The sequence below is a fragment of the Cupriavidus alkaliphilus genome, assembly GCF_014191175.1.
Classification (GTDB): Bacteria; Pseudomonadota; Gammaproteobacteria; order Burkholderiales; family Burkholderiaceae; genus Cupriavidus; species Cupriavidus alkaliphilus.
Genome location: NZ_JACHWE010000001.1, coordinates 1 through 11,258 on the forward strand (window position 1 = coordinate 1; position 11,258 = coordinate 11,258).

Here is an 11,258-nt window from a genome sequence, read left to right on the forward strand (position 1 = left end):
GCGCCGATGATAGTGCGGATTCCCGTGTGAAAGTAGGTCATCGCCAGGCTCTTATTCTGCAAAACCCCTCGACAGCGTGTGCTGCGAGGGGTTTTGTCTTTGGCGCGGCGAAAACGCTGCGCCAGTCGCCCGCACGCCGATCCCCGTTGTTTTCATGCCGCATTGCGGGTCGCGGCGCATTCCTGCCGGGTCCACCTTCTGCTATGTTCGACCCTCAAGTGCCAACGGGTGGCACGAAGGCGGTTGCAACACGTGTTTGCAGCAAGCAGTGAGCAATAGAGCGGGCCGATGCCGACAGAGCAGGGCCGCGATTTCGGGTTTCGAGGGGTTACATGACGGCCAAGATGTTTCGGCTGGTTTTGACTGGCGCCGCCGGCGCGCTGTTGCTGGCAGGGTGCGCTTCCACTCCTCCTGAACCTTCCGCGCCGCAAAAGCATCCGGCCCCCGCCGCGCCTGTTACTTCCAACTCCGCCATCGATTGCCAGGCCTTCACCGAGCGCATGGCTGCCCACGCGGCGGCGCAGGCCGATGCCGCGGTGACCGAGCCCGACGCCCTGGCCGCTGCCAACACCCTCGCGGCGGATGCCGAAGCCGGCGACGATGGCGAATCCGCCGACGCCTCGCCGGCCACCCTCGCCACATTGCCCTTGTTTTCGGTCTCGCCGCGTCGCGACCGCCTGCCCGTGGGCTGGCAGCCGTGGACCATCAATCGCAACAAGATTCCCACCACATATTCGATGGCCGAGGTCGACCAGCGGGTCGTGGTGCACGCCAAGGCCGACAGCTCGGCCTCGGGCCTCTATGTGCCGCTGCGCGAGCGCGATGCCGGCATGCTGCGCTGGACCTGGAAAACCGGCGGCATCATCCGTAACGCCGACAACAGCCATGGCCCGCGCGAGGATTCGCCGCTGCGGCTGTTCGTGGCCTTCGATGGCGACAAGGGCGCGCTGCCACTCAAGGACCAGTTGATGTACGAGATGGCGCGCCTGACCACCGGGCGCGAGATGCCGTACGCCACGCTGATGTATATCTGGGGCGGGCAGCGCGCGGAAGGCGCGGTGGTGAAGAACCCGCATACCGATCGCGTGCGCATGATCGTGGTGGATAGCGGCACGAAGCACGCCAATGAGTGGCGTTGCCACGAGCGCGATCTGCGTGCCGACTATCGCGAGGCGTTCGGGACCGACCCTGGCCGGGTCATCGCGGTCGGCATCATGACCGATACCGACAATACCAAGAGCAAGGCCGAAGCCTGGTACGGCGACATCGCGCTGGACTAGATTGCCGCGCCGGGGGCGCCTCAGCCCCCGATCGGCTCGGCCAGCGCGAGCACCGCGAACGAGGCCAGCCAGTGCGTGGACACATACTCGCCTTCCAGCGCCTGGGGCAGCGATGCCTCGATATGGTCAGACCACGCGCGGATCGCCAGCGGCCGCAGCGGATCGGGCAGCGCCGGCTCCAGCAGGCGCCAGCACCAGGCGCGCGACAGGTTCAGTCCGTCCAGGTGCGCGGCCTTGGGGTCGTTGCGGTTGGTCACCGTGACCGGTGTCAGCCAGTTGGCCAGCTCGGCCTGGCCCGGCACGAACAGCTCCCACCATTCCGAAAACGCGCAGCCGTCCATCACCGCGTGCATCAGCACGGCCTCGGTCAGTCCGCCGGACAGGAATTCATCGCCGCCGGGCTCGTAGCGGGCCGGATACTTCTGGTCGTGGCCGAACCAGCGGTGGGCGCGCCTTACGATGGCGCGCCGCAAGGCCAGGTCCTGATGGTTGCGCGCATAGGCCAGCGCCATGACCAGCGCGAAGGCGCTGTTGTAGTGGGTGCCGGTGCGTACCGGGAACACTGCCGCATCGAGGAAATCCGCGAGTTGCTGCGATAAATGCGAGGCCAGCGGCGCGCAGGCGTCCGCCCAGGCGCCGGCATGCGGGTCGTGCCGTGCCAGCGCCAGCAGTTCGGCCTGCAACTTCAGCATCCAGCCCCAGCCGTAGGGGCGCTCGAAGGTGCGTGAGTCAGGCCGGCGGAAATACGCGAGTTCGGCGGCCATGGCGTCCGGACGCAACTGGGCGTCCAGCATGGCGCGGATGCGCGGGGCGTCCTCGAGGTCCGGATGCAGTGCCAGCAGCCGCACCAGCAGCCAGTGCATATGGACGCTGGAGTGCCAGTCGTAGCTGCCGCAAAACACCGGATGCCAGGCGGCCGGTCCGGCGAGATCGCCGGCGCCCGCCATCATGTGGTCCAGCTTGTACGGATAACGGCGCAGGATATTCTCCAGCGCCACGCGCGCAAAGCTGCGCGCGGTCTCGCGATCCAGCGCCGAACGCCCCATCGCCGAAGCTCCCCTTGTTTGATCGTATTGCCCTGCTCAGGCAGGCGTGCTCGGGCACGCTCTGGTCTATGCCATCAGCTGCCTGCCATCAGGCAGGTGCGAGCCACTTCTCCACCAGCCGCACGAAGAAGGTCGAGCCGACCGGCAGCAGCTCGTCGTTGAAATCGTAGCTCGGGTTGTGCAGCATGCAAGGCCCGAGGCCATGGCCGGCATCGCGATGGCCGCCGTCGCCATTGCCGAGGAGCAGATAGCAGCCCGGCTTGTGCTGCAGCATGAACGAGAAATCCTCGGCGCCCATGGTGGGCTCGACATGGCTGTCGACGTTGTCCGCGCCGACCAGTTCGGCGGCGACCGAGACGGCGAAGCCGGTTTCAGCCTCGCTGTTGATGGTGGGCGGATAGTTGCGGTGGAATTCGTATTCGACGGTGCAGTCGAATGCCGACGCCACCGCGCGCGCCACCTCTTCCATGCGCCGCTCGATCAGGTCCAGCACCGGCACCGTGAAGGTACGCACGGTACCGCCGATCCAGGCCTGGTCCGGCACGATGTTGGTGGCATCGCCGGCATGGAACTGCGTGACCGAGATCACCGCGGTATCGATCGGGCGCTTGTTGCGCGTGATGATTCCCTGTAGCGCCGACACGATCTGCGCCGCGGTGAATACGGGGTCGTTGCCGTTGTTGGGCATGGCCGCATGCGCACCCTTGCCGCGCACGACGATGCGGAACTCGTTGCTCGATGCCATCAGCGGGCCCGCGCGCGTGCCGAACGCGCCCATCGGCATGCCCGGCCAGTTGTGCACGCCGAACACCGCGTCGCACGGAAAGCGCTCGAACAGGCCGTCCTTGATCATCTCGCGCGCGCCGCCGCCGCCTTCTTCGGCCGGCTGGAAGATCAGGTGCACGGTGCCGTCGAAGGGCTTGTGCTGCGCCAGGTAGCGCGCCGCGCCGAGCAGCATCGCGGTGTGGCCGTCATGGCCGCACGCGTGCATCTTGCCGGTGTGCTGCGAGCGGTGCTCGAAGGTATTGGCTTCCTGCAGCGGCAGCGCGTCCATGTCGGCGCGCAGGCCGATGGTGCGCGGGCTGCTGCCATTGCGGATCACGCCGACCAGGCCGGTGGTGCCCAGCCCGCGGTGGACTTCGATGCCCCACGATTCCAGGTTGCGCGCGACTACGTCGGCGGTGCGCTGCTCTTCGAAGCAGAGTTCAGGGTGGGCGTGGATGTCGCGCCGGATCGCGCGGATTTCGGCTTGTGCCTGCAGGATTTCGGGGATGAGCTTCATGATGCCGGGCGGCCTTGGAGTCGAAGGCGTTAGCAATGGGATACCCGGATCATACGATGCCTGTCGCGAAAGCGCCAAAACGCGGCGATTTGCTGCGCGCTCGCCGTCTTGGCGCAGTGCAATATGCCGGCGCGGGTGGGTTTCCCCGCATTGCCGTGGCATGTGCACTGCTGGAACAGTTCATGCTTGAAGTGCCCGGCCGGCAATACCGTCGCTTTGTGATGCCCCATCGCACCAAAAAGCAGCGCCGCTCGTGACCCGCTGCGCGCGCGCATTGCCGATCCTAAAACGTCTGCTTCACTTCCTACAGGGAGAATTGCGCGATGTCCCTTCGCACTTTCAAGAAGGCAATTGGCGCGGTCGCGGTGGCGGGGGCCCTTGGCCTTGCGCTGGCCGGCACCGCCCAGGCCGCGGACCTCAAACTGGCCATGAGTTCGCCGCCGACCTCGATGGATCCGCACTTCTACAACCTGTTCTCCAACATCAACGTTTCCGAGCATATCTTCGACTCGCTGACCAAGATGGACCCGGACAGCCGCATCATCCCGGGCCTGGCCGAGTCGTGGAAGCTGGTCAACAACCTCACGTGGGAATTCAAGATCCGCAAGGGCGTGAAGTTCCACGACGGCTCCGAGCTGACCGCCGAGGACGTGATCTGGTCGCTCGACCGCCCCGCCACCATCCAGAACAGCCCGGGCAAGTTCGACGTCTACACCAAGGCCATCGTCAACAAGAAGGTCATCGACAAGCACACCATCCAGCTCACCACCAGCCAGCCGTATCCGCTGATGCTGAACGACCTCACGTCGATCTTCATCGTGCAGAAGAAGGCCACGCAGGGCCTGGGCTCGGACGATTTCGCGCAGGGCAAGGGCATGATCGGCACCGGCCCGTTCAAGTTCGTCAGCTATGCGCGCGACGACCGGGTCGAGCTGGTGCGCAACAACGACTACTGGGGCAACAAGCCGGCCTGGGACAAGGTCACGCTGCGCTTTATCCCCAACCCGGCGACGCGCCTGGCGGCGCTGCTGTCTGGCGATGTGCAGGCCATCGAGAACGTGCCCACGCCCGACCTGCCCAAGGTGCGCAAGGATCCCAAGCTGGCGTTCTTCTCCAAGATCTCGCATCGCGTGATCTACCTGTATTTCGATGCCAAGCGCGACAAGTCGCCTTACGTCACCACCAAGGAAGGCGCGCCGCTGGACAAGAATCCGCTCAAGGACACGCGCGTGCGCAATGCCATCAGCATGGCGATCAACCGGCAGGGCATCAAGGACCGGCTGATGGAAGGCCTGTCCGAGCCCACCAACAACCTGGTGCCGCCCACGCTGTTCGGCTACAACCCCAACCTGAAGACGGTCAAGTATGACCCCGAGGGCGCCAAGAAGCTGCTGGCCGAGGCGGGCTTCCCCAACGGTTTCGGCGTGACGCTGCACACGCCCAACAACCGTTACGTCAACGACGAGAAGATCGCTCAGACCATTGCGCAGAACCTGACCCGCATCGGCATCTCGACCAAGGTCGAGGGCATGCCGATGGCGACGTACTCGTCCAAGGGCATCAAGCACGAGTGGTCGTTCGGCCTGCTCGGCTGGGGCGCCCAGACCGGCGAGGTCAGCTCGCCGCTGCGCGCGCTGCTGGCGTGCGAAGACAGCAAGAAGGGCTTCGGCACCACCAACTGGGGTGAGTACTGCAACCCGAAGATGGACGTGGTGCTGGAAAAGGCGCTGTCGACGGTGGACGACACCGAGCGTTCCAAGCTGCTGCAGGAAGCCACCGCGATCGCGATCAACGATGGCGGTATCATCCCGATCCACCAGCAGGTGACAACCTGGGCCACGCAGAAGGGCATCGTCTACGTGCCGCGCACCGACGAGCGCACGTACGCGCATAACTTCAAGCCCCAGTAAGCAGGCTGCCTGCTGCTGAGTTCGCGGTGCCGCGCATGGCTGCCGCGCCGCCTGGAAGCGCATGGCGCTCCCGGGCGGCGTGCGCATTCCCGCGCGAAAGGATAGTGGTCTGAATATGCTGGTCTTTATCATCCGGCGCCTGATGCAGAGCTTGGTCGTGCTCTTCGTCATGTCGCTGCTGGTTTTCCTCGGCGTCTTTGCCATCGGCAATCCCGTCGACATCCTGATCAACCCGCAGGCCGACCAGGAGGACATCAAGCGCACCATCGCGGCGCTGGGCCTGGACAAGCCGCTATGGGAGCAGTACTGGGTGTTCCTGCAGAACGCGCTGCAAGGCAACCTCGGTACCTCGTTCGCGCATGGCACGCCGGCGCTCAAGCTGATCTTCGAGCGCATGCCGGCGACCATGGAGCTGGCGATCTGCGCGATCCTGCTGGCGATCGTGCTGGGCATCCCGCTGGGCCTGTGGGCCGGGCTGCGGCCCAAGGGCATTGCCGGCAAGTCGATCATGACGGTGTCGATCCTGGGCTTCTCGCTGCCCACCTTCTGGGTCGGGCTGATGCTGATCATGGTGTTCGCGGTGCAGCTGGGCTGGCTGCCGTCCAACGGCCGCGGCGAGACCGTGCGCGTGCTGGGCATCCCGCTCAGCTTCCTGACCGCGGACGGCATCCGCCACCTGATCCTGCCGGCGGTGACGCTGTCGCTGCTCAACATCGCCATGGTGATCCGGCTCACGCGCGCCGGCACGCAGGAGGCGATGCTGCAGGACTACGTCAAGTTCGCACGCGCCAAGGGGCTGTCCAATACCCGCATCGTCGGTGTGCATGTGCTGAAGAACATCCTGATCCCCATCGTCACCGTGATCGCGCTGCAGTTCGGCTCGATCATCGCCTTTGCGATCGTGACCGAGACCATCTTCGCGTGGCCCGGCATGGGCAAGCTCATCATCGACTCGATCCAGCTGCTGGACCGGCCGGTGATCGTCGCCTACCTGATGGTGATCGTGACGCTGTTCATCCTGATCAACCTGGTGGTGGACATCATCTACAGCATGCTCGATCCGCGCGTGCGCATTGCCGACAACAAGGGCTGAGCCATGACCGCAGTAACTGTCGAACCCGAAGACAAGACGCCGCCGCGCGCCGCGGCGCGCGAGCAATCCCCATGGCGGCGCTTTGCCGCCGAGTTCTTCGCCAGCAAGATCGCCGTGGCCGGGCTGGCCACGCTGGTGACGATCATCCTGATCGCCATCTTCGCGCCGTGGCTGGCGCCGCAGAACCCGTATGACCTGGCCACGCTGGACGTGCTCGACGCGCGCCTGGCGCCGGGCGAGCAGGCCGGCACCGGCATGACCTTCCTGCTGGGCTCGGACGAGCAGGGCCGCGACATCCTGTCGGCGGTGATGTACGGGTTGCGCATCAGCATCGGCGTGGGCGTGGTCAGCACCCTGATCGCGCTGTTGCTGGGCGCCACGCTCGGCCTGCTGGCCGGCTTCCTCGGGGGGCGCACCGAAGCCTTCATCATGCGCGTGGCGGACCTGCAGCTGTCGTTCCCGCCGATCCTGCTGGCGCTGATCCTGCTGGCCTTCCTGCGCCCCGGGCTGGGCAATATCGTGATCGCGCTGGTCGCGGTGCAGTGGGCCTACTACGCGCGCACCACGCGCAGCGCGGCGCTGGTCGAACGGCGCAAGGAATACATCGAAGCCGCCACCTGCCTGGGCCTGCCGCCCGCGCGCATCATGTTCCGCCATCTGCTGCCCAACTGCCTGCCGCCGCTGATCGTGATCGCGGCTCTGCAGGTGGCCTCGGCGATCACGCTGGAGGCGACGCTGTCCTTCCTCGGACTGGGCGTGCCGATCACCGAGCCGTCGCTCGGTTCGCTGATCTCGAACGGCCAGCAGTACATGCTGTCGGGCAAGTACTGGATCAGCTTCTTCCCGGGCATCGCGCTGGTGGTCACCATCGTCGCGATGAATTTGGTCGCCGACCAGCTGCGCGATGTGCTGAACCCGCGCCTGCAGACGCAATAACCGGGAGCACGAGATGGCACACCCGATGGCACAACCGACACTGGTGGTCGAACACCTGAAAACGCATTTCTATACGCGCGGCGGCATCGCCAGGGCCGTCGACGACGTGTCCTTCACCGTGGGCCGCGGCGAGATCATGGGGCTAGTGGGCGAGTCCGGCTCGGGCAAGTCCATGACAGGCTACTCGATCATGGGCCTGATCGACCCGCCCGGGAAGATCGTCGACGGCCGCATCGCGCTGACCAGCCGCGACGGCGTCACGCGCGACCTGCGCGCGCTCACGCCGGCGCAGCAGCGCGACGTGCGCGGCAACCGCATCGCCATGATCTTCCAGGATCCGATGATGACGCTGAACCCGGTGCTGCGCATCGACACGCAGATGATCGAGGCGGTGCTGGCGCATGAGAACGTGAGCAAGGCGGTGGCGCGCGAGCGCGCCCGCAATGCACTGGCGCGGGTCGGCATTCCGTCGCCGGACGAGCGCCTGCAGGCCTATCCGCACCAGTTCTCGGGCGGCATGCGCCAGCGCGTGGCGATTGCCACGGCGCTGCTGAACAAGCCCGACCTGATCATTGCCGACGAACCGACCACCGCGCTCGACGTTACCATCCAGGGCCAGATCCTGTACGAGATGCAGACCCTGTGCCGCGAGTCCGGCACGGCGCTGATCTGGATTACGCACGATCTGTCGGTGGTGGCGGGGCTGGCCGATTCCGTCTGCGTGATGTACGCCGGCAAGATTGTCGAGGCCGGCGACGTGCGCCAGGTGCTGGAGCACCCTGAGCATCCCTACACGCACGGCCTGATCAGCTCGGCGCCGTCGCGCAATCCGCGCGGCGCGCCGCTGCGGCAGATCCCGGGCATGACGCCGTCGCTGCTGAACCTGCCGGGCGGCTGTTCGTTCCGCGAGCGCTGCCCGTACGCGACGGCTGCATGCAAGACCGACCCCCCGCTGGAAACCACCGCGGACGGGCGCCGCCTGCGTTGTTTCCATCCGGTGCTTGCCAACCAGGAGGCGGCATGAACGCCACTGCACTGCAATCCCGACCGATGACCGAACCTGCCGTAAAGGAAGGCGCCACGCCCGCTGCGCCGATCCTCGAACTGCGCGGCGTGTCCAAGCGCTTCGTCAAGTCGCTCGATGCCGCCGCGCGCATCGCCAACCTGTTCGGCGCGCATGCGCGCGAAGAGGTGGTGCATGCGGTGGACCGCGTCGACCTGAGCATCCGCGCCGGCGAGGTGGTGGGGCTGGTGGGTGAATCCGGCTGTGGCAAATCCACGCTCGGCCGAATGGCCGTGGGCCTGCACTCGCTGACCGAGGGCGTACGGCTGTGGCGCGGCACCAATCTGGACCAGCTGCCGCCGGACAAGCGCCGCGAGAGGCAGCTGGCGATCCAGATGATCTTCCAGGATCCGTATGCCTCGCTGAACCCGCGGCTGCGTGTGCTCGACATCGTCGGCGAGGCGCCGGTGGTGCACGGCCTGGTCGGGCGCGGCGCGCAGAAGGGCTATGTCGAGGACATGCTGGTGCGCGTGGGCATGGACCCGACCGTGCTGCGCCGCTTTCCGCACCAGTTTTCGGGCGGCCAGCGCGCGCGCATCGGCATTGCGCGCGCGCTGGCGGTGAAGCCCGAGTTCCTGGTCTGCGACGAATCCGTGGCGGCGCTGGACGTGTCGATCCAGGCCCAGGTGCTGAACCTGTTCATGCGCCTGCGCGAAGAGCTGAACCTGACCTACCTGTTCATCAGCCACGATCTGGGCGTGGTCAAGCACATCAGCGACCGGGTGGTGATCATGTACCTGGGACGGGTGGTCGAGTCCGCGCCGACCGAAGACGTGTTCGCCACGCCCAACCACCCCTATACGCAGGCGCTGCTGGCGGAGGCGCCGAAGCTGGAGGTGGCGCGCAAGACCTATGTCGCGATCCGCGGCGAGATTCCGTCGCCGCTGCACCCGCCGAGCGGCTGCCATTTCCATCCGCGCTGCCCACACGCGATGCCGCGTTGCCGCGAAGAGCAGCCGCTGCTCAAGGAGATCGCGCCGCTGCGGTTCTCGGCATGCCATTTGAATGACATGAAGTAGGGCGTCTCAACTCGCGCTGGTTTGCTCCCCTCTCCCATTTATGGGAGAGGGGCGGGGGAGAGGGCAGGAGTCTCGACGGAGTGAGGCGCCTCGATGCTTGCCAAGCGCCTGCCCTCTCCCCCGGCCCCTCTCCCGCAAGCGGGAGAGGGGAGAAAACATGCGGTTTCGCTCAGCGCTTCACCGAATCACCTGCCCCTTCGAATTGATGATCGTCATCTCCACGAACTTCGAACCGACATGGTTCTCCGGCGTGAAATTGACGATAAACCCGCCCAGGTCGTAGTTGCGCATCGATTCCAAGGCGGTCACCAGCTTCTCGCGCGTCAGGTCCTTGCCCGCGCGGCGCAGGCCTTCGGTGAAGGTCTTGGCGGCGATGAAGCCCTCGATGCTGGCGTAGTCGAATTCGCTGGGCCTGCCGGCGGCCTGCAGCAGGCGCAGGTATTCGCGCACGATCGGCAGCGTGGCGTTGCCCGGGTGCGGCATCACCTGCGAGATGATCACGCCGCTGCCCTGCGCGCCGACCACGTTGGCCAGCGCCTGCGTGCCGACGAAGGAGACGTTGTAGAACTGGCCGTTGTAGCCGCGGCGCAGCGCTTCCTTCACGAACGCGCCGGCGGTGCGGTACGCGCTGATCATCACTACCGCATCGGGCTTCGCCTTCATCGAGCCCTGCATGGCGTCGCCGATCTCGGTGGTGTTGCGCACCACGGGCTCGCGCGCGACGATCTGCACGCCGCTGTCGGGCGCGGCCTTGAGCGCGCGCTCGAGCCCGTCCAGGCCGGCCTTGCCGTAGGCATCCTCGTTGTAGACCACGGCCACGCGCTTGAGCCCGGTGGTCTGGATCTGACGCAGGATGGCCGCGGTTTCCTCGTTGTACCCGGCGCGCACATGGAACACGTAGCGGCTGCGCGGCTCGCGCAGCGACTGCGCACCGGTGTACGGACCGAAGAACGGCACCCTGGCCTGGATCGCCAGCGGCAGCGCGGCCTGGCTGGTGGGCGTGCCGACATAGCCGAACAGGGCGAAGACGCGGTCTTCCTCGATCAGTTTCCGGGTGTTCTTGGCCGCCGGTTCGGGCTCGTAGTAGTCGTCGAGCGCCTCGAGCCGGATCTTGCGCCCGTGGATGCCGCCCTGCTGGTTGATGTGGTCGAAATACAGCCGCGCGCCCGAGTTCATCTGCTTGCCCAGCACGGCGGTCGGGCCCGTCAGCGCGGCGGACTGGCCCAGCAGGATGGTGTCGGCGGTGACGCCTTGCTCGGATGAGGCGGCAGTGGCTGCGGTGTTCGCCGCCAAGGCGGCGCAGGACGCGCCGCCCGTGCCGATGGCGCACGCCACCAGCAGGCCGGCAAGCCGGCCATTGACCCCGGATCGGAAAAACATAAACCCCCCGCGAATGATGGTTCGGTTACCCGTTCGCCGCGTCGGCCGGTCTGCGCCGGCGAGTTCCAAAAATCGAGCGGCATGGTGCGCGTCCCGGTCTGTGCCGCGAGCGCGCCGGCACATCATAATCGAATACAATCGGGACGAGATACTCCCCGCCGTCGCGCCGCACGCACGGGGAATGCGCCGCCCGCCGGCGCGACGCAGGCGCCGCCACCCGCCGCCTGCGCCGGCATCTCCCGTTCCGTA

General features: G+C 66.5%; 10 protein-coding genes. 7 read left to right on the plus strand and 3 right to left on the minus strand.

Translation table 11 applies throughout. From position 1 onward, the window contains the following. The first annotated feature begins 332 nt into the window (after positions 1 to 332). On the plus strand, positions 333 to 1,280 hold the full coding sequence (locus FHX60_RS00005; protein ID WP_183282217.1) for a DUF3047 domain-containing protein: 948 nt from the start codon (positions 333 to 335) through the stop codon (positions 1,278 to 1,280). 20 nt (positions 1,281 to 1,300) lie between these two features. Here FHX60_RS00005 and FHX60_RS00010 read toward each other — a convergent pair whose 3' ends face one another. Together FHX60_RS00010 and FHX60_RS00015 are read right to left on the minus strand one after the other, a co-directional pair. Next, the gene (locus tag FHX60_RS00010) at positions 1,301 to 2,326 is read right to left on the minus strand and encodes a DUF2891 domain-containing protein (protein WP_183282218.1); all 1,026 of its coding nucleotides are present in this window, start codon (positions 2,324 to 2,326) and stop codon (positions 1,301 to 1,303) included. An 88-nt stretch (positions 2,327 to 2,414) separates the two neighbouring features. Next, positions 2,415 to 3,608, minus strand: a complete 1,194-nt coding sequence (locus FHX60_RS00015; RefSeq protein ID WP_183282219.1) for a M20 aminoacylase family protein — start codon at positions 3,606 to 3,608, stop codon at positions 2,415 to 2,417. Between the two features lie 56 nt (positions 3,609 to 3,664). Here FHX60_RS00015 and FHX60_RS00020 point away from each other — a divergent pair, with 56 nt between their 5' ends. The 6 genes from FHX60_RS00020 (at position 3,665) to FHX60_RS00045 (ending at position 9,629) form a co-directional block, all read left to right on the plus strand. Continuing rightward, positions 3,665 to 3,865: a hypothetical protein gene (locus tag FHX60_RS00020; RefSeq protein ID WP_141693700.1), complete on the plus strand. Its 201-nt coding sequence runs from the start codon at positions 3,665 to 3,667 to the stop codon at positions 3,863 to 3,865. Positions 3,866 to 3,931: 66 nt separating this feature from the next. Then, the gene (locus tag FHX60_RS00025; RefSeq protein ID WP_112776900.1) at positions 3,932 to 5,518 is read left to right on the plus strand and encodes an ABC transporter substrate-binding protein; all 1,587 of its coding nucleotides are present in this window, start codon (positions 3,932 to 3,934) and stop codon (positions 5,516 to 5,518) included. Positions 5,519 to 5,633: 115 nt separating this feature from the next. Then, on the plus strand, positions 5,634 to 6,611 hold the full coding sequence (locus tag FHX60_RS00030; RefSeq protein ID WP_183282220.1) for an ABC transporter permease: 978 nt from the start codon (positions 5,634 to 5,636) through the stop codon (positions 6,609 to 6,611). 3 nt (positions 6,612 to 6,614) lie between these two features. Continuing rightward, on the plus strand, positions 6,615 to 7,547 hold the full coding sequence (locus FHX60_RS00035) for an ABC transporter permease (protein WP_112776899.1): 933 nt from the start codon (positions 6,615 to 6,617) through the stop codon (positions 7,545 to 7,547). A 25-nt stretch (positions 7,548 to 7,572) separates the two neighbouring features. After that, positions 7,573 to 8,571 (plus strand): ABC transporter ATP-binding protein, encoded by a 999-nt coding sequence (locus FHX60_RS00040; RefSeq protein ID WP_112776898.1) that lies wholly within the window; start codon positions 7,573 to 7,575, stop codon positions 8,569 to 8,571. A gap of 26 nt (positions 8,572 to 8,597) precedes the next feature. Then, entirely contained in the window at positions 8,598 to 9,629 is a 1,032-nt protein-coding gene (locus FHX60_RS00045) for an ABC transporter ATP-binding protein (protein ID WP_183282813.1), read from the plus strand. A 177-nt stretch (positions 9,630 to 9,806) separates the two neighbouring features. Here FHX60_RS00045 and FHX60_RS00050 read toward each other — a convergent pair whose 3' ends face one another. Continuing rightward, entirely contained in the window at positions 9,807 to 11,009 is a 1,203-nt protein-coding gene (locus tag FHX60_RS00050; protein WP_183282221.1) for an ABC transporter substrate-binding protein, read from the minus strand. Between the last annotated feature and the right edge of the window lie 249 nt (positions 11,010 to 11,258).

Excerpts from the sequence above, each read along its gene's own strand:
- FHX60_RS00005 (WP_183282217.1), top strand. The coding sequence starts at position 333 with ATGACGGCCAAGATGTTTCGGCTGGTTTTGACTGGCGCCGCCGGCGCG.
- FHX60_RS00010 (WP_183282218.1), bottom strand. The coding sequence starts at position 2,326 with ATGGGGCGTTCGGCGCTGGATCGCGAGACCGCGCGCAGCTTTGCGCGC.
- FHX60_RS00015 (WP_183282219.1), bottom strand. The coding sequence starts at position 3,608 with ATGAAGCTCATCCCCGAAATCCTGCAGGCACAAGCCGAAATCCGCGCG.
- FHX60_RS00020 (WP_141693700.1), top strand. The coding sequence starts at position 3,665 with ATGCCTGTCGCGAAAGCGCCAAAACGCGGCGATTTGCTGCGCGCTCGC.
- FHX60_RS00025 (WP_112776900.1), top strand. The coding sequence starts at position 3,932 with ATGTCCCTTCGCACTTTCAAGAAGGCAATTGGCGCGGTCGCGGTGGCG.
- FHX60_RS00030 (WP_183282220.1), top strand. The coding sequence starts at position 5,634 with ATGCTGGTCTTTATCATCCGGCGCCTGATGCAGAGCTTGGTCGTGCTC.
- FHX60_RS00035 (WP_112776899.1), top strand. The coding sequence starts at position 6,615 with ATGACCGCAGTAACTGTCGAACCCGAAGACAAGACGCCGCCGCGCGCC.
- FHX60_RS00040 (WP_112776898.1), top strand. The coding sequence starts at position 7,573 with ATGGCACAACCGACACTGGTGGTCGAACACCTGAAAACGCATTTCTAT.
- FHX60_RS00045 (WP_183282813.1), top strand. The coding sequence starts at position 8,598 with ATGACCGAACCTGCCGTAAAGGAAGGCGCCACGCCCGCTGCGCCGATC.
- FHX60_RS00050 (WP_183282221.1), bottom strand. The coding sequence starts at position 11,009 with ATGTTTTTCCGATCCGGGGTCAATGGCCGGCTTGCCGGCCTGCTGGTG.